Annotated in this window: 25 protein-coding genes and 1 other annotated feature; of the genes, 12 read left to right on the top strand and 13 right to left on the bottom strand. The window is 36.1% G+C overall.

The genetic code is table 11. From position 1 onward, the window contains the following. Positions 1-87: 87 nt before the first annotated feature. From liaF to EUC40_RS18765, 4 genes are read left to right on the top strand one after another with little or no spacing between them, the layout of a single operon-like run. Positions 88-828, top strand: a complete 741-nt coding sequence (gene liaF, locus EUC40_RS18780) for a cell wall-active antibiotics response protein LiaF (protein ID WP_071709828.1) — start codon at positions 88-90, stop codon at positions 826-828. Then, positions 828-1883: a sensor histidine kinase gene (locus EUC40_RS18775; protein WP_156576261.1), complete on the top strand. Its 1056-nt coding sequence runs from the start codon at positions 828-830 to the stop codon at positions 1881-1883. The genes liaF and EUC40_RS18775 overlap by 1 nt, the downstream gene beginning before the upstream one ends. Continuing rightward, on the top strand, positions 1880-2512 hold the full coding sequence (locus EUC40_RS18770; RefSeq protein ID WP_000598710.1) for a response regulator: 633 nt from the start codon (positions 1880-1882) through the stop codon (positions 2510-2512). The genes EUC40_RS18775 and EUC40_RS18770 overlap by 4 nt, the downstream gene beginning before the upstream one ends. After that, positions 2509-2880, top strand: coding sequence for a DUF3922 domain-containing protein (locus EUC40_RS18765; protein WP_156576260.1), 372 nt, complete (start codon positions 2509-2511; stop codon positions 2878-2880). The genes EUC40_RS18770 and EUC40_RS18765 overlap by 4 nt, the downstream gene beginning before the upstream one ends. A gap of 24 nt (positions 2881-2904) precedes the next feature. Here EUC40_RS18765 and brnQ3 read toward each other — a convergent pair whose 3' ends face one another. Further along, on the bottom strand, positions 2905-4260 hold the full coding sequence (gene brnQ3 / locus EUC40_RS18760; protein WP_156576259.1) for a branched-chain amino acid transport system II carrier protein BrnQ3: 1356 nt from the start codon (positions 4258-4260) through the stop codon (positions 2905-2907). Between the two features lie 59 nt (positions 4261-4319). Continuing rightward, positions 4320-4578, bottom strand: a binding site (T-box leader). Positions 4579-4860: 282 nt separating this feature from the next. On the opposite strand from brnQ3, the gene EUC40_RS18755 reads away from it, so the two are divergent. Then, positions 4861-5070: a hypothetical protein gene (locus tag EUC40_RS18755; protein WP_000880632.1), complete on the top strand. Its 210-nt coding sequence runs from the start codon at positions 4861-4863 to the stop codon at positions 5068-5070. Between the two features lie 39 nt (positions 5071-5109). On the opposite strand, the gene EUC40_RS18750 is transcribed toward EUC40_RS18755, so the two are convergent. Beyond that, positions 5110-5886 (bottom strand): class I SAM-dependent methyltransferase, encoded by a 777-nt coding sequence (locus tag EUC40_RS18750; RefSeq protein WP_156576258.1) that lies wholly within the window; start codon positions 5884-5886, stop codon positions 5110-5112. A 108-nt stretch (positions 5887-5994) separates the two neighbouring features. Here EUC40_RS18750 and EUC40_RS18745 point away from each other — a divergent pair, with 108 nt between their 5' ends. Then, on the top strand, positions 5995-6846 hold the full coding sequence (locus EUC40_RS18745) for a YhfM domain-containing protein (RefSeq protein ID WP_156576257.1): 852 nt from the start codon (positions 5995-5997) through the stop codon (positions 6844-6846). A gap of 69 nt (positions 6847-6915) precedes the next feature. Here EUC40_RS18745 and EUC40_RS18740 read toward each other — a convergent pair whose 3' ends face one another. Then, complete coding sequence (locus EUC40_RS18740; RefSeq protein WP_001053353.1) at positions 6916-7113, bottom strand: hypothetical protein; 198 nt, start codon at positions 7111-7113, stop codon at positions 6916-6918. Positions 7114-7264: 151 nt separating this feature from the next. On the opposite strand from EUC40_RS18740, the gene EUC40_RS18735 reads away from it, so the two are divergent. From EUC40_RS18735 to hmpA, 3 genes are all read left to right on the top strand, one after another. Next, complete coding sequence (locus EUC40_RS18735) at positions 7265-8362, top strand: site-2 protease family protein (protein ID WP_156576256.1); 1098 nt, start codon at positions 7265-7267, stop codon at positions 8360-8362. Between the two features lie 114 nt (positions 8363-8476). Beyond that, on the top strand, positions 8477-8995 hold the full coding sequence (locus EUC40_RS18730) for a hypothetical protein (RefSeq protein ID WP_156576255.1): 519 nt from the start codon (positions 8477-8479) through the stop codon (positions 8993-8995). A 159-nt stretch (positions 8996-9154) separates the two neighbouring features. Then, positions 9155-10363, top strand: coding sequence for an NO-inducible flavohemoprotein (hmpA, locus tag EUC40_RS18725; protein ID WP_071709820.1), 1209 nt, complete (start codon positions 9155-9157; stop codon positions 10361-10363). Between the two features lie 30 nt (positions 10364-10393). Here the strand turns inward: hmpA and EUC40_RS18720 are convergent, their stop codons facing one another. Further along, the gene (locus tag EUC40_RS18720; RefSeq protein ID WP_071709819.1) at positions 10394-10906 is read right to left on the bottom strand and encodes a Crp/Fnr family transcriptional regulator; all 513 of its coding nucleotides are present in this window, start codon (positions 10904-10906) and stop codon (positions 10394-10396) included. A 170-nt stretch (positions 10907-11076) separates the two neighbouring features. Here EUC40_RS18720 and EUC40_RS18715 point away from each other — a divergent pair, with 170 nt between their 5' ends. Continuing rightward, positions 11077-11304: a hypothetical protein gene (locus EUC40_RS18715; protein WP_000883004.1), complete on the top strand. Its 228-nt coding sequence runs from the start codon at positions 11077-11079 to the stop codon at positions 11302-11304. 293 nt (positions 11305-11597) lie between these two features. Here EUC40_RS18715 and EUC40_RS18710 read toward each other — a convergent pair whose 3' ends face one another. The 3 genes from EUC40_RS18710 to EUC40_RS18700 form a co-directional block, all read right to left on the bottom strand. Beyond that, entirely contained in the window at positions 11598-12398 is an 801-nt protein-coding gene (locus tag EUC40_RS18710) for a sulfite exporter TauE/SafE family protein (protein WP_156576254.1), read from the bottom strand. A gap of 117 nt (positions 12399-12515) precedes the next feature. Then, positions 12516-13514 carry an inorganic phosphate transporter gene (locus EUC40_RS18705; RefSeq protein ID WP_000380268.1) on the bottom strand — a complete coding sequence of 333 codons (999 nt, stop codon included), beginning with the start codon at positions 13512-13514 and terminating at the stop codon, positions 12516-12518. Between the two features lie 11 nt (positions 13515-13525). Then, entirely contained in the window at positions 13526-14146 is a 621-nt protein-coding gene (locus tag EUC40_RS18700; RefSeq protein ID WP_000231448.1) for a DUF47 domain-containing protein, read from the bottom strand. Between the two features lie 311 nt (positions 14147-14457). On the opposite strand from EUC40_RS18700, the gene EUC40_RS18695 reads away from it, so the two are divergent. After that, the gene (locus EUC40_RS18695; protein WP_156576253.1) at positions 14458-16500 is read left to right on the top strand and encodes a transglycosylase domain-containing protein; all 2043 of its coding nucleotides are present in this window, start codon (positions 14458-14460) and stop codon (positions 16498-16500) included. A 75-nt stretch (positions 16501-16575) separates the two neighbouring features. Here the strand turns inward: EUC40_RS18695 and EUC40_RS18690 are convergent, their stop codons facing one another. The 3 genes from EUC40_RS18690 to EUC40_RS18680 all read right to left on the bottom strand — a co-directional run bounded on the left by EUC40_RS18690 (position 16576) and on the right by EUC40_RS18680 (position 21464). Then, entirely contained in the window at positions 16576-17004 is a 429-nt protein-coding gene (locus EUC40_RS18690) for a hypothetical protein (protein ID WP_156576252.1), read from the bottom strand. Between the two features lie 195 nt (positions 17005-17199). Then, positions 17200-19947 carry a Gly-Xaa-Xaa repeat protein gene (locus EUC40_RS18685; protein ID WP_244322166.1) on the bottom strand — a complete coding sequence of 916 codons (2748 nt, stop codon included), beginning with the start codon at positions 19945-19947 and terminating at the stop codon, positions 17200-17202. A gap of 245 nt (positions 19948-20192) precedes the next feature. Continuing rightward, entirely contained in the window at positions 20193-21464 is a 1272-nt protein-coding gene (locus EUC40_RS18680) for an ATP-binding protein (RefSeq protein WP_156576250.1), read from the bottom strand. A gap of 160 nt (positions 21465-21624) precedes the next feature. On the opposite strand from EUC40_RS18680, the gene EUC40_RS18675 reads away from it, so the two are divergent. Next, the gene (locus EUC40_RS18675; protein ID WP_156576249.1) at positions 21625-22470 is read left to right on the top strand and encodes a DUF72 domain-containing protein; all 846 of its coding nucleotides are present in this window, start codon (positions 21625-21627) and stop codon (positions 22468-22470) included. A gap of 212 nt (positions 22471-22682) precedes the next feature. Here EUC40_RS18675 and EUC40_RS18670 read toward each other — a convergent pair whose 3' ends face one another. From EUC40_RS18670 to EUC40_RS18660, 3 genes are all read right to left on the bottom strand, one after another. Further along, positions 22683-22877 carry a DUF3924 domain-containing protein gene (locus EUC40_RS18670; protein ID WP_001094864.1) on the bottom strand — a complete coding sequence of 65 codons (195 nt, stop codon included), beginning with the start codon at positions 22875-22877 and terminating at the stop codon, positions 22683-22685. Between the two features lie 121 nt (positions 22878-22998). Next, entirely contained in the window at positions 22999-23529 is a 531-nt protein-coding gene (locus tag EUC40_RS18665; RefSeq protein WP_000806236.1) for a tyrosine-type recombinase/integrase, read from the bottom strand. Positions 23530-23636: 107 nt separating this feature from the next. Continuing rightward, the gene (locus EUC40_RS18660) at positions 23637-25448 is read right to left on the bottom strand and encodes a sensor histidine kinase (protein WP_071709812.1); all 1812 of its coding nucleotides are present in this window, start codon (positions 25446-25448) and stop codon (positions 23637-23639) included. Between the last annotated feature and the right edge of the window lie 88 nt (positions 25449-25536).

Below are 25536 nucleotides of genomic sequence, written 5' to 3'. Positions count from 1 at the left end.
GGCTTATGATATAGTGATAGGAGAAAAGGTGTTGGAAAGCAATGCCTTTTCTTCTATGTATATGTAACGAAGAGGGGAGGAGCTGAAATGAAAAAGCACTTTTCAAAAACGCAATTAATGGGGATGCTCCTCATCATATTTGGATTCGGTCTTTTTCTTGATATGATACTTGGACATTTTGAACCAGGTGGTTTAATTTTTGCATTTATTATGATTATGTTTGGAAGGCATTATCGTAAGAAAAATCGTTATGTTAGGGGAAATGTATTTTTATTTGTTGGCGGCATCGTACTTTTATTCTTTTTATTCTCATCAGCAGCCTTTGTACTCGTAGTATTTGCTTGTTTAGCTTTAATTGGTTATCAACTGATTCAGCAAGGGCAGCAGCAAAAAGCAATGAAGGTTGAAATTAAAGAAAAAGGATATATAGATGAAGAGAAGCAAATATATCGTACAGAGCCGTATTTGAAAAATATGTTTGTAGGTAATGTCCGAATGATGGATCATATTTATGAACTTGAGGATATTAATGTTCAATATGGTGCTTGTGATGTGGAAATAGATTTAACAACTGCTATGATTCCAGAAGGAGAAACAGTAATTGTTATTCGAGGTGTGGTTGGTAATATTCGTTTATATGTGCCATATGATATTGAACTGTCTTTAAATCATTCTGTTATTGTCGGACGTGTGCTCTTGCCAGGTCATGAAGAGACAGGGTTTAACCGCAATGTTACATTTAGAACAGAGCAGTATAAAGAGGCTCCTCGTCGCATTAAAATTATTTCTTCGCTTGTCGTAGGCGATACGGAAGTGAGGAAAGTATAATGAAGAAACAAAAAAATATTTCGTGGATGTATATTCGTTATTCTATGTTGTCCTCTGTGAGTATCGCGCTTATTTGTACAATTGTCTATGTATGGAAAAGCGAGCAACAAGTGTATGATTTATTATGGAAGGAATCCATCGCTTCTGTTCCAATTGGCTTGTTTATTATGACTACAAGTTTACTTATCGGGGGAATTGTAGGGTATGCAATCGGTTACTATATAGAGCAGCGCATACAAGGGTTAAATACGTTTCTATTTGAAGTAGAGCGAGGGAATTTTCCGAGTGATGTTTCGTTTACTGCAGATGATGAATTTCATGAAGTGGAACGAAAAGTAATCGTTCTTGCTCGTCGATTAGAGGAGCAAGCTGGACTCTTTCAAAAAGTAACGAATGAACGAGCTCATTGGAATGAAGAGATGAGACAAGAAGCGATTTCCCAAGAAAGGCATCGATTGGCGAGGGAGCTGCATGATTCAGTAAGTCAGCAGCTTTTTGCAATGTCGATGATGATGTCAGCGATTAATGAACAAGTGGTTAAATTTCCAGATATGACAAAAAAACAATTACAGCTTGTTGAAAATATGGTTGTAAATGCGCAATCAGAAATGCGGGCATTATTGCTTCATCTACGCCCTGTACAATTAGAAGGTAAAAAACTGACTGAAGGTATAGAAGAGTTGTTAACGGAATTATCGCGAAAACAACATATGAAAATTGAATGGCTTATCGAACCTATTGAATTAAAAAAAGGTGTAGAAGACCATTTATTCCGTATTGTGCAAGAAGCGCTATCAAATACGTTACGACATGCGAAGGCAAAGAAAACGGAAGTGCGTCTTCGTAAAATTGATCAATATGCGATATTAAAAATCATTGATGATGGTGTTGGATTTGAAGTAGGAGTTAATAAGGCTGGTTCCTACGGTTTAAGATCTATGCAAGAGCGTGTTCATGAAATTGGTGGGACACTAAAAGTGCTTAGTTTTCCAAATAAAGGTACGCAAATTGAAGTGAAAGTACCAATTATGATTGAGAGAGGGGGAGAAGTATGATCAAAGTATTACTAGTTGATGATCATGAAATGGTTCGCATGGGTGTATCAGCTTATTTATCAACCCAGCCAGATATTGAAGTAGTTGGAGAAGCTGAGAATGGAAGAAAAGGGTCAGAGTTAGCGCTGCAATTAAGGCCAGATATTATTTTAATGGATCTTGTCATGGATGAGATGGATGGAGTTGAAGCAACAAGGGCTATTATTCAAGAGTGGCCAGAAGCGAAAATTGTTGTTGTAACAAGTTTTTTAGATGATGAAAAATTATATCCTGTTATTGAGGCCGGAGCAACAAGTTATTTATTAAAAACATCAAGAGCAAGTGATATTGCGGATGCAGTGCGAGCTACTTATGATGGAGAAACTGTATTAGAGCCAAAAGTCACTGGTAAAATGATGTCACGTATGCGCCAGAAGAAGGAACAACCTTTGCATGAAGAGTTAACAGAAAGAGAGTATGAAATTTTGTTATTAATTGCAGAGGGGAAAAGCAATCAGGAAGTTGCAGATGAACTATTTATCGCTCTAAAAACAGTGAAAACACATGTGAGCAATATTTTAAATAAGTTAAATGTAAGTGACCGAACGCAAGCGGTGATTTATGCATTTAGACATCAATTGACGAAATGATAAGAGGCTTTGGCTATTCATCTTGCCAAAGCTTTTTATTGACGGCAACTAATGTAAGCGTTATCATTATAGTGTTAACAGTACATACAAGGGGGAGAATGTATATGTTAGTTCAAACAATATTTGGAATGGATAAATCGAAAAAATTAGAGGATTATGTGAACGCATTACAAGCGCTTTGTGAACAATATAATGTTGAAACAGATAAAATTGCAATTATTGAGGCGACAGAAGAATACTATTTATTTTTAGTAAAGCAAGAAGAGTGCTATGATGTCGTGAAAGTAGAAACAGTTGATACAAATATTGATTTTTATACGAAAGCGTATAAAATAAGTAGTTTTAATCATAGTGCTTATCAAATGTAAAAAAACTCCCTTGTGGGAGTTTTTTTATGATGCTTTTGCTTCATGAGAGTCGGCTATTAATGGGACTTTTTTTGCACCGCTTAGTTTAGCGATAGTAAATCCGATAAGAGCTCCAGCTAATGCTGGTACGAGCCAGCCGATCCCTTCATTATATAAAGGAATAGATTCAAAATATGGTGTGATAAATGAAACAGGAATTCCACCTTGTTTTAATCCATCAAATACACTCACAACTGCTGCTCCAATTAATGCACCTACATATACAGAGCGATATCCACCAAAATACTTATGAAGTAATGAAAGTAGAACGAGTACAATCGCAATTGGATATACAACAAGTAGAACAGGGACAGAGATGGCGATAATTTTTGTTAAACCTAGGTTGGCAACTAATAATCCTAATGTACAAATGAGACTCGCGAATGCGTTGTATGAAAATTTTGTAAATAATGTTGAGAAATATTGACTACATGCAGATACGAGTCCAACGCATGTTGTTAAGCAAGCTAGTGTAACGATAAGAGATAATAGAAGCAGACCATACGGACCGAATAATTGTTGTACGATTACAGTAAGTAATTGTCCACCATTCTTTGCATATCCGAGCGAGACACTCGTTGCACCAAGCCATCCAAGTGCACCATATACAAGTACGAGCCCTGTAGCGGCAATAAGCCCTGCTTTTCCTGTTGCGATGGCAATGGATTTGCGATCATTCACACCGGTAGAGCGAATTGCGTTTACAACGATAATTCCAAATGCAAGTGCTGAAATGGTATCCATCGTTAAGTATCCTTCCATAAAACCTTTGAAGATTGGAGAAGTTTGATACTCTTGCATTGCTGGTCCTGATTGTCCGAGTGGTGTAAATACACTTTTAACAAACAATAAGAAAATAGATAGTAATAAAATAGGTGTTAATATATTTCCAATGCGATTGACAAGTTTAGATGGATTTAAACTAAGCCAAAATACGATAGCAAAGAAGATGACAGTGTATAAAAATAGTGCTAGGTTACTAGAGCGAATTGTTTCTGGCAAGAAAGAACTAATTCCCATTTCATAAGCGACGTTAGCGACACGCGGAATGCCCATTGAAGGACCAATTGCGATATATACAACGACAGTAAAGAAAATTCCGAATAATGGGTGGACATGACTTGCAAGTTGTTGCATTCCATTTCCAGATAGTGAGATTGCGATAACAGTTAGTAACGGTAAACCGACTCCTGTTAATAAAAATCCAATCATTGCAGGCCAAAAGTTTTCACCAGCATTTTGTCCAAGCATGGGAGGGAAAATTAAATTACCTGCCCCAAAAAATAAAGAAAATAGCATAAGACCCGTGAAAAAAATATGTTTTTTTGATACAGTGTTCATTGTTTTTTTCCTCCTTTTTTAAAATTCATTTGTAAGAACGCAAAAAACTCGTCCCTAAAGAAAGGGACGAGTTATATTTACCCGCGATACCACCCTAATTTATACATGTAGAAATAAATCTATATGTATACGGCTTTGCAACGTACAACATGATACGTGTTCCTTGTAACGGTGGACAGCCGGTAAGAACTTACTGTGACATTCGGTTCTACTTCTCGGAGATGATTTTCGGTTACGCGCTGAACGTTGGCTTGCAGCAAATCGCCAACTCTCTGGGGAACAGTTCTATAACGTACTCGTTCTCGTCAATGAATTTTTATTCAAGTATTCTGACAGTATTGTTACATGATTTTTTTAGAAAGTCAACATATTTTTTAGTTTGTGCATTTAGATATCGGAATATATTCGATTATATAAACTATTTGAAGGGGGAAGATTCTTAAAATGGTTTTGTAAAAGAGAAGTGAAAATTTGTAGGTAATTGTAAAAATTGTGGAGAAAATTGATATTTATAGGAGTGAAGAAGGGATTAATTGAATTTATAGAGAATAATACAACAATCCACTTGCTGGAAAGAACAAACCAAAAGAGGTGACTGAAATGCTTGCGATGGGAGTATTATTTGGCATTATTGCTATAATTGGTTTTATGTGGTTATATTATTCGCGTTCATTTAAACAAGCAGAAGTTTTACTCTTTCAAAAAGGTAGTTTGTTGACAAATCAGTCTAGATATTTAGTATGTCCGAAGTGTGGAAGTGCACAGGCCAGAAGTGGAGGGTATCAAGAGTGTTGCAAAGTTAGATTATGAAAGAAGGAAGCCTCACATTATTTTGTGAGGCTTCCTTCCTTACAGTTTCATGGCGCTCCAAATTGTCCAACGATCTCTTTCGATAATAGGGGATACGTTTTGTAATGCGATTTGGATGTGGTGTAGAAGTTGAGAAAGTTCATAATCTGTTAATTCGTATAGAATAGATCGACCTGTTCGAGGAGATAAATCTTGTAGTAATGCTTCTACAGAATCATGTGTTTTTCGTATTTCCCATTGTGTTTGAGCGGGGAACACATGAAGAGAATGTTTTTGTAATTCTTGCTGTATAGTATTTGTTTTTGGTCTTCTTTTTGATTCGGTTTCAATGAGTTTTGGAAAGACTGAGAAAAAATATCCGCGAATGTGTTCGGGACTGCCAGGAATTGTACAATCTTCAATGGTTCGGTCTTGTACAATAAGTACACCGTTTTTCTTTAATATACGAGAAGCTTCACGTAGAAATGTAGGAATGTCTTGTAAGTGATGAATCACTGCGCGCGAAATCACAATGTCGAATGTTTCATTAGGATATGGGATACTATGTGCATCACCTTGAATGAATGAAATATTTGGAACGCCACTACAATTTTCTTTTGCGGCTTGTAATATTTCTTTTGAAAAATCAAGTCCAACAACATTTTTGGCTCCCATAAGAGCAAGTTCTTTCGTATAAATTCCACCACCACAGCCGATATCAATTATTTGCTTGTTTTGTATATTTGTAATACTTTTTATTATTTCTCCCCAAGAAATATGGGCGTTTCGCTGTGCGTATGTGTATTTATTATTTGCATCGTGAAAATTAATGGACATAAAAAAACCTCCTTTCAATGCTTAGTATAGCTTATTTTATAGTGTTTCACGTTTTTGTTTTTTATATGAAGATTATAAGAATTTCTTATTGTAAAAGGGGGGATTAAGTTGAAAAGGAAATATGTATTGTTGTTATTTGCTATGTTACTAGCATCTTGTAGTCAAATTGAGCAAAAAAAAGAAACAAAAAAAGTGGAAGAGACGGTGAATGAAGTGAACGAAACAATAGGGGTAACTGTTATACAAAAAAAACATAAAGAGAAAAAGTTACAGGAAGCAGAAGCTAAGGTAGTAATAGACATTATGGATAAAGCTGAGAAACAAGAAATAACAGGTAGCTTCGGTGAACCTGAATATGAAATACAAATTAGTAGAGATGGGAAAAAAGAAATATATTATGCATGGCTAAGAGGAGAAGACAGACGAGGGTGGGTACAACATAAGCAAGCTATGTATATGCTGAATACAAAAGATACGGAAAAGCTTTTGGCTATATTTCCAAATGTTTCAGAACAAAAAGAAGATGAGATGCAGGTAGGTCCTTTAACGGAAGTAACAAAAAAAGATTTGCAGATTACCGCGTTTCATATTAAAGCAGGCGATCAAAAAGTGAATTATACGGTACGGTATACGATTTCACAATCATTATACAACAAGTTAGAGAAGGAACAAGAATATTATTTGCAAGTCATTTTCCCAGAAAAAATTCAAAAATTAATTGGAGCAAAAGAGAGTGAAAAAATTTTAGGTGAAAAGGTAAGGGAAGGGTATAAACAGTATGAATTGCATGCTACTGTTCCGATACAAGGTGCTTCAGAATCACAATTAAAGTCATTAGAAACATATTATGAAAATTATGATTTGAAAATATTAAATAGTAAAAAAGAAAAAATAGGTGTTTTTCAAAATATCATTCAAATTGTTAAAGAGTATGGTGAAAAAATGAATTTACAAAGATAAAGTGAAACACAAAATTTATAGGGCCTTTCCTAGGAAATGATAATAGAGAGGGGAAAGCACCCCTCTCTATTACTTTGCTTTTGCAGATGGCTCATTCATTGATTTTCGTGTAATAAGAAAAGAAATCATAAGAGCGGAAAGGATGATAAGGGCAATAAATACGTGATTGGGCAACAAATCTAATAATAATACGTAACTAACGGTATAAAAGATAAGAGTTGAAGCTAAAAACGATAGAGCGCCTATTATGAGAGATTGTAAATTCAATTGTGTGCACCTCCTTTTATTTATATTTTTGGCTAAAAATGGATTATATAAACATTATTTCTAACAATAGAAAAAAATATGTCATAATAGAGAAAAGAACAAGCTTTGAGGAATGAATATGATTCATTAATGAGAGATAAAGGAGAGGAATATGAAAAATAATAAAAAAGGATTATGGGGAATTATTGTTGCAATAGGGCTATTTTTACTTTCTAAGTTAAAGTGGGTATTTGCAATTTTTAAATTAGCGAAGTTTTCAACCGTATTTAGTATGTTTCTATCGCTTGGTGCATACGCAGTTATATATGGATGGAAATTTGGGGTAGCACTTATTTACTTGTTATTTGTTCATGAGATGGGACATTTGTGGGCTGCGAAAAGAAAAGGTATACCAACATCGCCGGCGATTTTTATTCCATTTATGGGGGCCTTGATTGGGATGAAAGAGATGCCGAAAAATGCAAAGGATGAAGCCTATATTGCCTATATGGGACCTCTGTTCGGATTGCTTTCCTTTTTACCTGCAATCCCACTTTATATAATAACGAAAGAGCCATTTTGGGCGCTCATTATTTTGCTTGGAAGTATGATTAATTTCTTTAATTTGATTCCAGTTTCACCGTTAGATGGTGGCCGAATTATTTCAGTTGTGAGTACGAAAATTTGGGGAGCAGGGCTTGTTTTATTGTTAGGTTATTCAATTTACTTTAAAAGCATTTTAGGAGGATTTATTGTTATTATCGGCTGTATGGAATTATATAGAGTTATAAAGAGAGACGAGCCGATTAAGGAATTGGGCTATAGAATTGATGGAATGAAAGAATATATCGATAAGCTTGAAGAGGAATTAAAAGAAACTGGTGCGGTACATCGAAATATATATATGATGCAGCATGAAATGAATGGATTAAGGCAAAGAGAGCGTGAAAAAGAATTAAAAATAGGAGAGCTTCAAAAAATTGAAGTGTTAGAGTATCTTTTACCAAAGTTTGAACCACTTGATTACGTTCCGTATGAAGATGAGAAAGAGACGCATACGATTCATATAAGAGAAGCGTTTGAAATGTCAGAAAGAAAATTACATGAATGGGATATAGAAAAGAAACAACAAGAAAACTATTATAAAGTGGATACGAAAACGAAATGGACGGTATTTGCTTGTTATATCGGACTAATGGCTATTCTTGGTTATACAGCTTATGAAGGGTACATTGTTTTACAAGAGCATTTGCCAAGGCGAAGTGTGTAGAAAAATAGTGTCGAAATGATGGGAAGGATTTGTACAGGAATTATAATTCTACGAGAGAATGTTACAAGTGTAGTACTATATTGTAATATTCCTAGTAGAGAAGGAGTTCTGTATATGAAGAAATTGTTAAGTGTGTTCGGGGTTATTATTGTGATGATTATTGCAAGTTATAGTCTTATGAAAGTGCTGTTACATTATGCGGATAAGCCTGCTGAGGTAAGTACAATAGCTCAAATAGAAAATGTGCAAGAAGAGACGAAAGTACTTGATTTTATTCGTATGACACATGAAAGTTATAATAATTTCTTAAATTATGGTAAAGCAGAGAATTATACAGAAGGGGACTGGAACCAATTTAAACAATGGTTTCAACAACAAGAATCGTCTTTAAAAAATATACATACAGAAATAAAGAATAAAAAAATAAAACGTGATGTAAATAGAAGCTATGAAATTGTAAAAAAAGGTGTGGAACTTCAAAATATTGAGTATGTAGTTTATGCACATCGTGTATACCATGACTTAGATATTATCGTAAATAAATATAGAGGTGAAACGAACATCTGGGGGTATACAGAATTTGGAGATGGGAAAGATATAAGGGTAATTGAACAAGCAATACAGTCTAAATAATAAGCTAGCTAGCATTCTAGTTGGCTTATTTTCTTTTGTAAGTGCAATGTTCATATATTTTTCACAAAAACACCGTGTTAATAGTGATTAAAATCACAATCTGTATTATACAATTCAGTTACACTAAAAACAGTTAAAGAAATAGAGGAGTGGGATACAATGTTAAGTGAAAAAACAATTGAAATCGTAAAGTCAACAGTACCGTTGTTACAAGAAAAAGGCGTTGAAATTACAACGAGATTTTATGAAATTTTATTTTCGGAACATCCGGAGTTATTGAATATTTTCAATCATACGAACCAGAAAAAGGGAAGACAACAACAAGCGCTAGCGAATGCTGTTTATGCAGCTGCAACGTACATTGATAATTTAGAAGCTATTATTCCAGTTGTAAAACAAATTGGTCATAAGCATAGAAGCTTAGGTATTAAAGCAGAGCATTATCCAATTGTAGGTACATGTTTACTACGTGCAATTAAAGAGGTCGCAGGTGCACCTGATGAAGTTTTAAACGCATGGGGAGAAGCTTATGGTGTCATTGCTGATGCATTCATTAGCATTGAAGCAGAGATGTATGAAGAAGCGGCACATAAAGAAGGTGGATGGAAAGATTTCCGTAACTTTGTGGTCGTTAAAAAAGTGAAAGAAAGTGATGTTATTACGTCATTCTATTTAAAACCTGAAGATGGCGGGAAAGTTTCTTCATTCATCCCAGGACAATATGTAACGGTTCAAATCAATATCGAAGGTGAAACATATACACATAATCGTCAATATAGCTTATCAGATGCTCCTGGAAAAGAATATTATCGTATTAGTGTAAAGAAAGAAAAAGGTGTAGATACACCAAATGGTAAAGTATCTAATTACTTACATGATCATGTAGAAGAAGGGGATATGTTACCAGTAAGTGCACCAGCAGGAGATTTCGTATTAAACATGAATTCGACATTACCAGTTGTACTCATTAGTGGTGGGGTAGGTATTACACCAATGATGAGTATGCTAAATACGTTAATTGAACAAGAGTCAAAACGTAATGTATGTTTTGTTCACGCAGCGCTAAATAGTAATACACATGCAATGAAAGAACACGTTGAGGCAGTAGATAATGAATACGAACAAGTTAAAGCATACACTTGCTATTCTGCACCGACTGAAAAAGATTTAGAAATGAAGAACTTTGATAAGGAAGGCTTTATTGAAGGCGAATGGTTACAATCTATTATTCCGACAACTGAAGCAGAATTTTATTTCTGTGGTCCGGTGCCATTTATGAAGCATATAAATGCTGCACTAACTGATTTAGGTGTGAAACAAGAGCACATTCATTATGAATTTTTCGGTCCAGCAGCAAGCTTACAATAGTGGGAACTGGAACAAACAAAAAACGAGGTATTATTTTACCTCGTTTTTTGCTTGTTCTCTTAATAATCGATTTACTGTTTCACGGCGTACACCTATTAGTTGACCAATTTCACTTTGTGTTAATATTTCATAAATAGGGATATCACCTAAATATAAGGTGAACCACTCTTGTAAACGATGAAGGCGCTCTTTCGGAGAGACGGTTGTTAATTGATCAATACGTTGTTGCATCATTCTTAATTTTGATTGTAATTGCATAGCGATATTGGCATATGATTCAGGATTTGCCTGAAGTTTATCGTACCATTCGCTGCTCATAATAGGTTCTACCTCTGTTTTTATTAAAGCGATAGCTGTACCGTGATATTCTTTCGGTGAAATTAATGAATGGTGAGGTATCGTTTCACCTGGAACGATAATGTTAAATAAAAATGATGTCCCATCTTCTTGTAACCTAACCACTTTTAATAAACCGGATTTAATAAAATATAAAGGACCGTCTTCGCCTTGACGGAATAGTACATCTCCCTTGTGTAAAATCAATGTTAGCCCCCCATTTAAACAGTTCTATTTCTTCTATTTTAGCTTATATGTATAAAGACAATATGCTATTTAAATAGCAATTTCATTGACGAAATGTATGCTATTACAGTAGTATACTATTTAGTGTGTAATAGTACTAGCAATGAATACGCTGTAGGGGGTTTAGTATATTGTTAGATGCGATGAAGATGACGGATATGAGAATTCCGGCGAATGCTATCATTCATGTGGAAGAGATGAAAGGTGGAGTTGTTCTATCCGTTGAAATAGACGGCCAAATTATTTATACAATGGCCTATGATGAAGAAACCGATAGTTATGCTGAATTATATGATCGAAACGATAAGAGGGCGTGCCAAGTACATGAGGACTTTATGGGATGGTCACTTCTTCACTAAAAAGATGTCAATATGACATCTTTTTTTATTGAATCGATAGATTATACAACGAAATGAAATATATGGATAAGATTTGTAATAAATGATTTTGCATTGTTAACACTTTGTAACTGCAAGTGGACTCTTTTTTCGCTATCATTAAGGTAACAGTCGTAGCTATAGGAGTGGTCAACTTGAGGAACGTACATATTTCAAATTTTATGCTATTAGGTGTTTGTCTCATCTTACTTGTTCTCCTTGGAACGTTTTTATATTCATGTGTATAAGAAAAAACGCATTCTAAAAAGAACGCGTTATAAGACGGACGTAATGATTAATCTAGTTCCAAGAATAATTAATGTGATACGTAATAAATTAATTACTGCTTTACCACTAAGTTTTGTATTTATATAAGCCCCGATTTTTCCACCAATCCACGCACCAGGAATAAGAATTAATGCATAAATCCAACTAACATTTCCAAGGGAGATATGAGTTGCAGAACTTACAATTGCTGATAGAAATACGATAAACATCGAAGTTGCTACAGCAATGTGTGCTGGGAATGCAAAAAGGAGCATCATCGCTGGAACAAGTAAGGCGCCGCCACCAATTCCAAATAAACCAGAAATAAATCCAACTATAAAGGCAATCAAGATAGCGAGAAGCGGTGGGAATTGATAGTTTACAGTATTTCCTTCGTTATCTGTAAAAGAACGCTTAATTACAGTCATATTTGATAAGGAAAGAGGTTTTAATTTATCTCGTAACATAAGAAGAATTGAGACGAAAATAAGGAACACCCCAAAATATAAAGAAAATGTATCTTGGTTTAAAAATTTGTTTGCCCATGATCCGATAATACCTCCAGGGCCACTCCCAATAAATAAAATAAGTCCACTTTTGTAATCTACTCGCTTATGCTTCATGTAAGTAAGGGTGGAAGACAGTCCTGTAAAAACGACTGTTACCATAGAAGTTCCCACTGCGAGCTGTGGGGATAAACTGTGTAATCCAATTAATAATGGAACAATAATAATTCCGCCTCCGAGTCCAACTAGGCTTCCGACTGTCCCGGCGATTAGTCCGATGAAAAGTAACATGATGTATTCCAAAATTGCCAACTCCTCTAAATAACTTATACACCAATTATTATACACGCTTTTCAATGAGAAATAGGGTTGTTCACAAAAAAGTCGTCTTCCTAGAAAAATAAGGAAGACGACTTTTAATTAAAAGATTAAGTGTAGTAAATAGTAAAATAAAGCAGCTAAAGAAGCTGAAATAGGAAGCGTAATTACCCATGTAATTAACATGCGTTTAGCAGTTCCCCATTTTACACCTTTCACACGGTGAGAAGCCCCAACCCCTAAAATAGAAGAAGAGATAACGTGTGTTGTACTAACCGGTAAGTGAATGAATGTTGCACCGAAAATAACAAGTGATGATGATAAATCAGCAGCTACACCATTTACAGGACGAATTTTCATAATTTGTCCACCGACAGTTTTAATAATTTTCCATCCACCGACAGAAGTACCAAGACCCATTGCAGTTGCGCAGGCTAATTGTACCCAGAAAGGGATTTCGTCAGAAGTATGATAGTTATTGGCCATAAGAGCCATCGTAATGATTCCCATTGCTTTTTGTGCATCATTCGTACCATGTGTAAAGGCTTGTAATGCCGCAGTAAAGATTTGGAATATACGGAAGTTTTTGTTCGTTTTCGTTAAGTTAAAGTTTTTAAAGACGACTTTAAAAATACTGTATACGATATAACCAATAACAAAAGCGATAATCGGTGAAATGATTAAAGCTTCAAGAATTTTTATAAATCCTTTATAGTTTAATGAACTAATACCAGCAGCAGCGATTGCTGCGCCTGCGATTGAGCCAATGATTGCATGAGAAGAACTACTTGGAATACCATAGTACCAAGTGATTAAATTCCATGCTATTGCCGCAAGCAAAGCAGCTAAAATTACAAGAGAACCATTAGGTAAAGCAAATGGGTCAACGATATCCTTTGTAATAGTTTTTGCTACACCTGTAAATGTCATCGCACCTAAAAAATTCATAATAGCTGCCATAATAATTGCATGTCTAGGCTTTAGAGCTTTCGTTGAAACAGCCGTTGCAATAGCGTTTGCTGTATCGTGAAATCCATTGATAAAGTCAAAAGCTAAAGCGCAAATGACTACTAAAACGGTCAGTATCAAGAGTGTATCCATGATCAAACTCCTTACGCGTTCTTCATAATAATTGTTTCTAATACGTTTGCAACGCTTTGGCAGCTATCTGCTACTTCTTCAAGCTCTTCGTAAATCTCTTTATATTGAATAATCTTAATCGGATCTTTTTCACGAGAGAATAAGTGCTTAATCGCATGACGGCGAATATCATCACATTGTGACTCGTAATCCTTAATCTTAATCGCATTTGTACGAATGTCGACTAATTTTTTGTTAGACATTAATTCAACAGAGTTTGCAATCTCAATTGCACATTGATTAATTGCTTCTACGAATTTAATCATGTATTCATCAGCTTCTGTAATAGAATACATTTCGAACAGACCAGCACTGTGATCTAATCCGTCTAATACATCATCCATACTCATTGCAAGTTGTAGGATGTCCTCACGTTCAATAGGAGTAATAAACGCTTTGTTTAGCTCCATAATGATTTCGTGAATAAATGAGTCACCTTTTGACTCATACTCTTTCATGCGCATAGAAAACTCTTTTAAATCGCTAGCATTTTTAATTTTATACTCCACGAAAAACTGCGCGCCTTCTTTTAAATTTTCGGAAACATTCATTAGCATTTCAGAAAATTTATCTTTTTTTGATTTAAAGACCATTATTGTTACCCCCACAAAAGTAATATATGTAAAATATATTGGCTAATCAATTCTAACAAAAAACTGTCGTTTTTTAAAACATTTTATCGAAAAGTTTACAAAAACTTAACATAACTCGCGTTGTTCTATTAATAATATTAGTATTCGATAAGGAATATCTTACTTGTAGAATGTCCTTTTCTTGCAAAAAGTATGAATGTGAAAGAAAAGCTTTACACTATAGGAACCACTACGTTATTATAATAAATTTAAAAGGAGGTATATTCTTCCTTTTGAAAAGAAGAGTGTAAACAAACGAAGGAAGTGAACGAATGAAATTGAAGAACACTCACTTTAAAAAAATGCTTGAGTGGTTCAATAAGAGGAAGAAACTTCGTAATTCATTAATTGTATTAGGGAGTTTGCTCGCTATTTTATTTATAGCTATAAATATAATAATTTCCATTCAAGACATATCTGAATTAAAACAAGCTGTTCCACAACCGACTTTAATTTACGATGCAAATAATGAAGTTGCGACTAAATTAGCTTCTTCTAAAACAGAAGGTGTCAAACGGAAAGATATTCCTGACATTATGGTTCAAGCAATTGTTGCTGTAGAGGATAAGGAATTTTTTAACCATCACGGTATTTACTACAGCGGAATTATCAGTGCTGTTTTTAAAAATCTCACTGCAGGAGAAGTTGTGGCAGGTGGAAGTACAATTACACAACAACTTGCGAAAAATGTATTTCTGACACAAGACCGCACATACTCTCGAAAAATAAAGGAATATTTTTTAACAAAAAAAATAGAGCGTACTTATACAAAAGATGAAATTATTGAAATGTATATGAACCAAATTTATTTTGGTGAAGGTGCTTGGGGCATAAAAAGGGCAGCTAAGTCTTATTTTGATAAAGATGTAAAAGATCTAACAATTTCAGAGGCTGCTACAATTGCGGGCTTGATTAAAGCACCGTCTGCGTATTCGCCTTATAAAAACTTTAATAAATCTATCGAACGACGTAATGTCGTATTAAGTTTAATGAAAGAGCAAGGCTATATTTCTGAAGAACAGTACAATAAAGAAAAAGAGACAGGACTTGTATTAAGACGTGGTGTTGATGATAAATATAAAGGGAAATATTCTCAATATGTAGACTATATTGTTAGAGAAGCGATGGATAAGTACGAATTGACACAAAATGAAATTTTAGCAGGTGGTTATCGTATTTATACAGAGCTTGATCCGAAAAAACAACAGGCTGTAGAAGACGTTGTAAATAATGATAATTATTTCAAAGGTAACGGCTCAGACCAACTTATGCAAACGGGTGTAGTTCTTATAAATCCAAAAACAGGTGGTGTTCCAGCTTTAGTTGGGGGTAGAGGACCATATCAGTTTTTACAGTTTAACCATGCAACCCAATTAAAGAGACAACCCGGCTCAACATTAAAGCCTCTCGCTGTATATGTACCAGCTTTAGAACAGGGGTATGAAGTATACGATATATTAAAGGACGAACCGTTTAATATTAAAGAATATAAACCGCAAAATAGTGATCATACTTTTCACGGTGATGTGACAATGTATGAAGCGGTGGCAAAGTCATACAACGTTTCAGCTGTTTGGCTATTAGAGCAAATAGGGTTAGACAAAGGGTTGAAATCTTTAGAGCGATTTGGTATTCCATTAGTACCAGAAGATCGTACGTATCCAATCGCTTTGGGCGGGATGCATGTGGGAACCTCTCCATTTGTAATGGCCCAAGCGTACAGTGCGTTGGCAAATGATGGTGTTCAAGTGGAAGCTCATGCAATTAGAGAGATACAAAATGCTGAAGGTGAAACAATTGGAAAATGGTATAAGAAAGAGACACGTGTGACGAGTGAGAAAATTGCTCAAAAGATGACATACTTATTAAAAGGTGTTGTCGAAAAAGGAACGGGTGAAAAAGCGAAAGTTAACAATATTGATACAGCAGGAAAAACAGGGACGACTCAACTTGTAAATGGGCCAAGTGCTGGTGCGAAGGATTCATGGTTTGTTGGGTATACGCCAGATTTAGTAGGTGCGATTTGGGTAGGATATGATAAAACGGATAATGAGCATTATGTACCGGGAGGAAGTCAAATTACGACGACGATGTTCCGGGATATTATGAAAAAGGCGAATGCGAATCCAGCTCAAAAAGCATTCCAGTTGTCGCTCATATCTGAGGCTGATTACAAAAAACAATTGCAAACAATTGAAGAGGAAAAACGTAGAAAAGAAGAAGAGAAGCGAAGGAAAGAAGAGGAACAACAAAGAAAACAAGTGCAGCAAGAGTGGTTTGATAAAGTGAAAGAACTGATCCCATCATTTTGGTAATAAAAAGAGGCGAATAATGAGATTCGCCTCTTTTTTCTATGGATTATTAGCTCACACCAATCGGGATAAATGATATTACTCGTTAAGTGTAACAGTTGTACTGCCAAAAGATTGAGGATCGTATGTGACGATTATTTTCCCCTTACTAATAGGTTCATAAGGTAATTCTTCTTCATAATCACCATTATTTTCATTATGGATGGAAAGGGTGATTTCATCTATGTCTTTATTTTTATACTGATCTTTAATTGTTTCAGCAATTTGAAGTAGGTTTTCGTAAGTCGAAGCTTTTGTAATAAGCATTCCTTTTATAACCTTTTTTTCATTATGAGTAGAAGAAGAATATGGAACGCTATTTTGCTTTGTATACAGAAGTTCGTATGGAACTGTTTTTCTCTCTGCTTTTGATATAGTGGAATATTTTAGAGTTAAAAAAAATCCTACACATAAAATAATGCATACCATAAGACCAATCCAAATGCGTAATAGTGATATAACTCTCATTTTCATCCCTCTTTCATATCTTTGACTTCACTATTTATCATACAAAACGAGGATTAAGGTAGAGTAAATTTGAGGTAAAGAAACGTAAAGAAGGAGCACTTATCCTCCCAAATAAGTGCTCCTTTCTATATAAAGAGAGATTTAATACACAGTCAAACGAAATACATTAATATAAATATACTTATACAGTAACAATTAGTAAATTCGGAAGACAGATAGTGTTGCTGTTGTGTCACCCGTGTTCGGAATAGAAATCGTATTTGCTGTAGGTTGTACAGCAATTGTTGTACCAGCTTGTAAAGTAACGATTGTAGAGAAGGAAACAGCACTACCGATAACGTTAGTTGAAAAATTACGAGTAGGTGGTTGGCCATTGAATGAAATGCCGAATCCAAATGGTGAAGAGCCTGGGAAAGTTGTAGATGCTGAGAAACTAATATCATATACGCCTGTTTCTAAAATTGTTAAAGTATCTGAAGTGTCATTAAAATTAATGTTATTTAATTCGAAAACTTGATTAAATTGAATGTTTGTTCCAGGTGATATAGTTTGAGGATTTGAGTTTCCTATTGCAGCTATAGTTACAGGAATTGGAGTACCCGCTGGTCCAGTGGCACCAGTAGCACCTTGGGCACCAGCTGGCCCTTGAATACCTTGAGGTCCTTGGGCACCAGTAGCACCTTGAGCGCCCGCTGGCCCTTGAATACCTTGAGATCCTTGAGCGCCAGTAGCACCTTGGGCACCAGCTGGCCCTTGAATACCTTGAGGTCCTTGGGCACCAGTAGCACCTTGAGCGCCCGCCGGTCCTTGAAGACCTTGAGGTCCTTGAGCGCCAGTAGCACCTTGAGCACCCGCCGGTCCTTGAGCACCAGTAGCGCCTTGAGCACCAGCTGGTCCTTGAATACCTTGAGGTCCTTGGGCACCAGTAGCACCTTGGGCACCAGCTGGCCCTTGAATACCTTGAGGTCCTTGGGCACCAGTAGCACCTTGAGCGCCCGCCGGTCCTTGAATACCTTGAGGTCCTTGAGCGCCAGTAGCACCTTGAGCGCCCGCTGGCCCTTGAGCACCAGTAGCGCCTTGGGCACCAGCTGGCCCTTGAATACCTTGAGGTCCTTGGGCACCAGTAGCACCTTGAGCGCCCGCTGGCCCTTGAATACCTTGAGATCCTTGAGCGCCAGTAGCACCTTGGGCACCAGCTGGCCCTTGAATACCTTGAGGTCCTTGGGCACCAGTAGCACCTTGAGCGCCCGCCGGTCCTTGAATACCTTGAGGTCCTTGAGCGCCAGTAGCACCTTGAGCACCCGCCGGTCCTTGAGCACCAGTAGCGCCTTGAGCACCAGCTGGTCCTTGAATACCTTGAGGTCCTTGGGCACCAGTAGCACCTTGGGCACCAGCTGGCCCTTGAATACCTTGAGGTCCTTGGGCACCAGTAGCACCTTGAGCGCCCGCCGGTCCTTGAATACCTTGAGGTCCTTGAGCGCCAGTAGCACCTTGAGCGCCCGCTGGCCCTTGAGCACCAGTAGCGCCTTGGGCACCAGCTGGCCCTTGAATACCTTGAGGTCCTTGGGCACCAGTAGCACCTTGAGCACCAGCTGGCCCTTGAATACCTTGAGGTCCTTGGGCACCAGTAGCACCTTGAGCGCCCGCCGGTCCTTGAATACCTTGAGGTCCTTGAGCGCCAGTAGCACCTTGAGCACCCGCCGGTCCTTGAATACCTTGAGGTCCTTGAGCGCCAGTAGCACCTTGAGCACCCGCCGGTCCTTGAGCACCCGCCGGTCCTTGAGCACCAGTAGCGCCTTGAGCACCAGCTGGTCCTTGAATACCTTGAGGTCCTTGGGCACCAGTAGCACCTTGAGCGCCCGCCGGTCCTTGAATACCTTGAGGTCCTTGAGCGCCAGTAGCACCTTGAGCGCCAGCTGGCCCTTGAATACCTTGAGGTCCTTGAGCGCCAGTAGCACCTTGAGCGCCAGCTGGCCCTTGAATACCTTGAGGTCCTTGAGCACCAGTAGCACCTTGAGCACCCGCCGGTCCTTGAATACCTTGAGGTCCTTGAGCACCAGTAGCACCTTGAGCGCCGGCTGGTCCTTGAATACCTTGAGGTCCTTGAGCACCAGCTGGTCCTTGAATACCTTGAGGTCCTTGGGCGCCAGTAGCACCTTGAATACCTTGAGGTCCTTGGGCACCAGTAGCACCTTGAGCGCCGGCTGGTCCTTGAATACCTTGAGGTCCTTGAGCACCAGCTGGTCCTTGAATACCTTGAGGTCCTTGGGCACCAGTAGCGCCTTGAGCACCAGCTGGTCCTTGAATACCTTGAGGTCCTTGGGCACCAGTAGTGCCTTGAGCACCAGCTGGTCCTTGAATACCTTGAGGTCCTTGGGCACCAGTAGCGCCTTGAGCACCCGCCGGTCCTTGAATACCTTGAGGTCCTTGAGGTCCAGTAGCGCCCGCCGGTCCAGTGGCACCAGTAGCACCAGTAGTACTGCCACCTAGACATCCAGATCCATATTGAACTAAGATAGCTTGAATTTCTGCAATGAGCTTAACGAGTTTATCGGTAGCACAGCAATCAATTTTGAATAACTTAGCAATATATAATAAATAATTAAGCAGGCTTTGTAGTTCAACATATAATGCACCACATGAGAAAGGTTGTGTTTTTAAAATAGTTAATAGATTAGCGATAATAGAATTTCCGATTTGTTTTTGTGCAGGAGACAAATCTAAGCAATTGAGAAATTTTTGTAGATTATTTAGGGCATCAATCAAGTTATCTATATTATTTTGAGAAGGGTTTTGAAAGACAGCTTGAATAGCTTGACCAAGAACTTGAAGAAGTCTAACAAACTCTTTAAGTTCGGACTTAGAGATGTTAATAAAACTACAAGCTCTTACTTCGCAACAATCATTACCATAAAATACTTTTCCTTTATTCTTATTGTTCATCTGTTCATTCCTTTCTTTCATATAATAAATAGCCATTACTATATATTAAAATGAAAATTAAGCTAAATTCGTGATGGACAAACTACCATTTTCAAAAAAAAATAAGAAGTTTACCTATTTAGTAAGAAGAATTGTGAGATAGAGAAAGGTTTATATAAGGTAAAGAAAAATAGGTTAGAATAAAAAATACACGCCAATCGTTAAACGTAACTTAACGATTGGCGTGTATTTTGTGAAAGAGCTTATCATTTGTATTGATTCATTTTTTCCAGGTTTGTTTGGGGTGAAATGGGAATAGAAATCGTGAAAGTCGTACCGTTTTGATTACTAGCCATTTTTAATGTACCGTTGTGATTTTGAATAATTTTCTTCGTTACTGATAAGCCTAGTCCTGTTCCAGAGTCTTTTGTTGAGAAGAATGGATCAAAAATATATTCTTGAATAGCTGGAGGAATACCAGTCCCGTTGTCTGTGAAAGTAATCCGAACAAAGTTATCTAGGCGATAACTAGAGATTTGAATAGAAAGAGGCTTTTCGCCTTGGGCATCGACAGCATTTTGAAATAAGTTTAAAAAAACTTGTACCAGCTCATGACGATCAATATTGACTAAAATATCATCTAATTCATTAGAAAAGTTATAATCAATTGAAATGTTATGCAAGAAGACTTCACTAGCTAGTAACTGTTGAATATAGTCGCGTAAAAATGTATTGATGGGAAACGGTTCTCTTGTAAATTCACGTGTTTTTGAAATCGCTAAAAATTTTGTAATAATATTATTTGCACGATCTAATTCAGGGATAAGCAAGTTTTTAAATAACTCTTTATTTGATGGAGAAACACTTTCTTGTAAAAATTGTAAGTATCCGCGTACTGTTGTAAGAGGATTTCGTACTTCGTGTGCAATTCCAGCTGCGATTCGTCCTGCTAACGAAAACTTCTCTGCATCACGTTCTGTATTTAAATAATGAAAGACACTAATAACTCTAAAAATCTCACCGTTATAATCACGAATAATTCGGTTATTTATAATGCCATAGTTTTTGTCTAAAACTTCTTCATTATATATTTCTGTTCCGGTTCTTAATGTTTCAATTGCTTTGATTTTTTCTTCCGGCAAGTTTAGTAATTGTTGAATTGGTTTTCCAATAATATCATTGCGTATTACACCGAAATCATCTGCGGCAACTTGATTACATAAAGTAATATTCCCTTTATTATCGACAAAGGTTACATGATGTGAAAAAGCATCAAAGATATGAACAAAGTGTTTTTCGATTTGTTCAAATAAAAATAGTGAATCGCAAGTAAGTTGAAAATCGGCCTCTTTATTCTCTTTACGTATGTTTTGAATGGAATGGGTTGTTCGTGTTTTTTTTATTTGTAAACCAATATGTGGATTTTTATATGTGAAATGATGTGGTAATTGATCCACAAGTTTTTCATAAAAACGTACTTTATTTTCTAGTTCTTCTATTCGTTTTTCATGAGATACAGTAGCATCGTTTGGAAGCATAAATAAATAACCCCTCAATTTAAAAATTCTTCCATTTAGTATATCATACTTTTATACGGATACTCTTAAAGAAAAGGCTACTGAATGAAATGGATTAGCCGAAGGGATTAGGAAGTAAGTAAAATGAATGTAAGATGAAGGTAGAAAGGGAGGAATAGGTTTGCTTTTCATTGGAGTGACAGGGTGGGGAGATCATGATTCTTTATATATAGATCCCTATGAAAATAGAAATAAGCTACGGACATATAGTGAGCATTTTCCCATTGTAGAAGTAGATAGTTCATTTTATGCGATGCAACCTGCACGAAATTATACGAAATGGGCGATAGAAACACCAAAAGATTTTTCATTTGTCGTAAAAGCATATCAAGGAATGACAGGGCATATGAAAGGAGAAATTCCTTTTTCTACGTTTGATGAGATGTTTGATGTGTATAAACAATCCATTCTTCCTTTAATAGAAGCGAATAAGTTAAAAACAATTTTATTTCAATTTCCACCATGGTTTGATTGCAAAAAGAAAAATGTAGATTTCCTTCGATATACGAAAGAAAAAATGGAAGGTTTACCGTGCGCAATAGAATTTCGAAATCAAACATGGTTTTATCCGAAAATGAGAGATAAGACTATACAGTTTTTAGAACAGGAGAAATGGATTCATACAATTTGTGATGAACCGCAGGCAGGAATAGGGTCGGTACCACTCGTGTTAGAAGTAACGAATTCACACATGGCATTAATACGTTTTCATGGCCGGAATGTACATGGCTGGCTGGATAAAGGGGAAAATTGGAGGGCGGTTCGCTGTTTATATCGTTATAACAATAAAGAATTGGAAGAATGGGTAGAACGCTTAGAACAATTAAAAAAGAAGACAAAGGACATTTACGTACTATTTAACAACAATTCAGGTGGAGATGCCGCAGATAATGCGAAGCAACTTATGAAAATGATGAACGTTACATATGGTGAGCCGAAACCGGAGCAATTAAATTTGTTCGAGTGATAAAACAAGAAAGGCACTGTACAAACAGGGGGAATGTACAGTGCCTTTCTATATGAAAAAGAGGGGTAACAATGTTACTGAGCGTTTGGTTGATTCATCAATTGTTGGCTTCGTAATAAATGATAATGGTTATCATTATCATTGTCAATGGTTTTTCGAAAAATAAGTAAAAAACTTTTTATATTTTGAATAGAAATAAAAAAGAACAGCGATTAATGCTGTTCTTTTCCATTGATAAATTGTTGTAAATCAAAAGGAGTTATCGCTTGGATAAATTCTTTTGAGATAAGTGTTTGAACGAGAGTGCTCTCAGAAATGGTAGCACCTGTTTTCTTTTCGTAAGCTTGTTTTAATAAATCAAGTTTTTCAGCCGTTTCTTGCGGTAATTCAATTGTTAATGTGTTCATAATTTCTCCCCCTTACTATAAGAGTACCACTACAGTATAGGAGAGACAAGAGAAGTGGATGTGAAACATAAAAAAGGTTACCAAAACTATAAATGGTAACCTTTTTTATGTATAAAAATTATTATGCAATACCGATATACTTTAAAGTTTTTGATGGAGTACTATGATCAAAGAAGTGTTGTAAAAATGCAATGTCAACACCTGATTTGTATGCACAATAGCCCCAAGTTTTTCGAAGTGTATGTGAGCTAATCCCTTCTAATCCAACTTCTTTTGCAGCTTTGTTTAAAATGTACCATGCATGCTGTCTCGTAATAGATTTTGTTCCTTTTTGAGACTTTAATAATGGCTCATTACGTTTCCAAGTTTTACGTTCTTTCATGTAGTCTTCGATTGCGTGCTGTAAGTCTTCATTTACAGCAAACCATTTATGTTTCTTTACTTTTTCATTGTAAAATAAAATGGAATGGCGAACATTTTCATTTTCATCAATTACATCGCTAACTTTTAACTGTAAGATTTCACTTACCTTTAAACCAGAATTTACAGCTAATACGAATAATAAGCCATCACGTTTCGAAGATTGTAAAAGTATATTTTTGATAGTTTCTAATTGTTTTTCATTTTGAATAGGTTGTCCTGCTTGTTTCATTTCACGCACTCTCCTCTTTTATATGTGTAAAGGAAAGGATTAACTTGTTTCTTACTATAAAGGGAGAGTGTGAATTTCATGTGAACTCCTAGTGAAATTAAGACAAATTATTTGACTTCTTTTACTTTTTGTAAATTAAAATAGAATACAACACTATTAGCCGTATTATATACACCGTACTCGGCATGATGGAGATCCAAAATATTTTTAACAATAGATAACCCAAGACCGGTACCTCCAGTATGGCGGCTACGAGATGCATCTAAACGATAGAAGCGATCCCAAATTTTTTCAAGACTTTCTTCTGGTATGGGATTTCCTGTATTTTCGATTTCGACTTTTACTGTATCTTCCGTTTCTACAACAGAGACTTGTATTTTTTCTCCATCAGGCGTATAACGAATGGCGTTGCTTAGTAAGTTCACAACTACTTGCTCAATACGACTACGATTCGCTTTCACATAGATGGAAGAGTTTACATCGACATCCACTTGTAAATGCTTTTCCTCCATACTAAATAATAACTTTGTATAGACTTGTTGAATTAATTCACCGATTGAGAATGTTGTCATTTCTAGTTTGTACGTACCAGATTCTAATTTTGCTAATTCTAACATTTCTACAATTAGTCTGTTCATATTTTCTGTTTCTTCTAAAATAACATCTGTATAATACGTCGTATCTTTACTAACGCCATCTTTAATTCCTTCGGCGAAACTTCTAATTACACTAAGTGGTGTTTTTAATTCATGTGATACACCAGAGATGAATTCTTTTCGTGTCTTTTCCAATTGGCGTTCACGTTCAATATCTTGTTGTAATTTTGTATTGGCAACATTTAATCGATCGATCCGGTCTTTTAAATTTACTGACAATGTATTAATACTGCCAGAAAGTCCGCCGATTTCATCGTCTGCTGTAACTGGTAATTTCTCGCTAAAATCAAAATTAGCCATTTTCTTCGTAACGCGATTAATCTTAATTAATGGCTTCACAATGATTTTTGAGTAGTAGAAGGATAACAAAATAATTACGAGAAACACGATGATTAAGGCATAGACATAATAGTCTTTTAAAACGAGCATAGCTTCATTAACAGGTTGCAAAGATGCTATTGCAAAAGCATATTCTGTAATCTTTCCGTTTTCCATAATAGGTTTTACAAAGATACTATTTTTTATATTCTCTCCGCCATCTAATATATAAGTGTTTAATTGCTGGGAGTTAGAAGTGCCATCCCTAATAGTACCTGCAAAAGATTGAACGGCTTGTAATGTTTCAAAATCATTTGCAAGACGAACCTCAGCTTTTGAAGGGAGTTGTAACTTAGAGATAACACCAGTAAACACAATTTGAGTAGTAGTTTTATATCGGCTTGTAAGTTTATTTTTAGAAGGATTACCATTTATTGATTGGAAATCTGAATTGACATGTTCGTTTCGCCATCGATTATAATTTGTTGTTAATTCTAGTGGTGTTATTATATTACCCTGTACGAATCCAGCTACATGAATCATTCCATCTTTTTTCAAACCCAAATTTTCAAATTTATTATATTCTTCAGGTGTTAAAAGATTATTGAGTGGGATAGAGTACGTTTTGTGATTGTTAGTATTAATTACATCAATGTAGAAATTGTTTTCGCTTTTAATAATGCCGTTAGAATCTAAAAATTGCATGTCAGCATTGGTTTTATCATGAAATTCCTGTTTAAGTTTTCTAATTTCCTCATAACTTTTGCCACTTTTTTCGTAATTGTCTATGAATTTTTCAAAAGCGGTTTGAACGGTTTTTACTTTTTTATTAATATAAAATTTTTCTAAAAATAAAGATTGTCCTAGGAAAAAAAGGAGGAATATGATTGTAAATAATGTTGACGTTAATAAGAATAGTTTAAAGACGATACTTCTGTTTTTCACTGCGTCACCTCTTATGAGAAATACTGTAAATGATTATTTTATTATAGCAAACGTGACAAGAAAGTAGAGTGGAGAAATCTGTCTCTTC

It is taken from the genome of Bacillus luti (assembly GCF_009739945.1).
Lineage (GTDB): Bacteria > Bacillota > Bacilli > Bacillales > Bacillaceae_G > Bacillus_A > Bacillus_A luti.
The sequence above is the reverse complement of the archived record's forward strand: the minus strand, read 5'-3'. Positions and strand labels throughout refer to the sequence as shown.

Coding starts and splice junctions, on each gene's coding strand:
- hmpA (WP_071709820.1), top strand. CDS start 9,155: ATGTTAAGTGAAAAAACAATTGAAATCGTAAAGTCAACAGTACCGTTG.
- EUC40_RS18700 (WP_000231448.1), bottom strand. CDS start 14,146: ATGGTCTTTAAATCAAAAAAAGATAAATTTTCTGAAATGCTAATGAAT.
- EUC40_RS18770 (WP_000598710.1), top strand. CDS start 1,880: ATGATCAAAGTATTACTAGTTGATGATCATGAAATGGTTCGCATGGGT.
- EUC40_RS18735 (WP_156576256.1), top strand. CDS start 7,265: ATGAAAAATAATAAAAAAGGATTATGGGGAATTATTGTTGCAATAGGG.
- EUC40_RS18695 (WP_156576253.1), top strand. CDS start 14,458: ATGAAATTGAAGAACACTCACTTTAAAAAAATGCTTGAGTGGTTCAAT.
- EUC40_RS18730 (WP_156576255.1), top strand. CDS start 8,477: ATGAAGAAATTGTTAAGTGTGTTCGGGGTTATTATTGTGATGATTATT.
- liaF (WP_071709828.1), top strand. CDS start 88: ATGAAAAAGCACTTTTCAAAAACGCAATTAATGGGGATGCTCCTCATC.
- EUC40_RS18680 (WP_156576250.1), bottom strand. CDS start 21,464: ATGCTTCCAAACGATGCTACTGTATCTCATGAAAAACGAATAGAAGAA.
- EUC40_RS18750 (WP_156576258.1), bottom strand. CDS start 5,886: ATGTCCATTAATTTTCACGATGCAAATAATAAATACACATACGCACAG.
- EUC40_RS18755 (WP_000880632.1), top strand. CDS start 4,861: ATGCTTGCGATGGGAGTATTATTTGGCATTATTGCTATAATTGGTTTT.
- EUC40_RS18775 (WP_156576261.1), top strand. CDS start 828: ATGAAGAAACAAAAAAATATTTCGTGGATGTATATTCGTTATTCTATG.
- EUC40_RS18665 (WP_000806236.1), bottom strand. CDS start 23,529: ATGAAACAAGCAGGACAACCTATTCAAAATGAAAAACAATTAGAAACT.
- brnQ3 (WP_156576259.1), bottom strand. CDS start 4,260: ATGAACACTGTATCAAAAAAACATATTTTTTTCACGGGTCTTATGCTA.
- EUC40_RS18670 (WP_001094864.1), bottom strand. CDS start 22,877: ATGAACACATTAACAATTGAATTACCGCAAGAAACGGCTGAAAAACTT.
- EUC40_RS18705 (WP_000380268.1), bottom strand. CDS start 13,514: ATGGATACACTCTTGATACTGACCGTTTTAGTAGTCATTTGCGCTTTA.
- EUC40_RS18685 (WP_244322166.1), bottom strand. CDS start 19,947: ATGAACAATAAGAATAAAGGAAAAGTATTTTATGGTAATGATTGTTGC.
- EUC40_RS18765 (WP_156576260.1), top strand. CDS start 2,509: ATGATAAGAGGCTTTGGCTATTCATCTTGCCAAAGCTTTTTATTGACG.
- EUC40_RS18690 (WP_156576252.1), bottom strand. CDS start 17,004: ATGAGAGTTATATCACTATTACGCATTTGGATTGGTCTTATGGTATGC.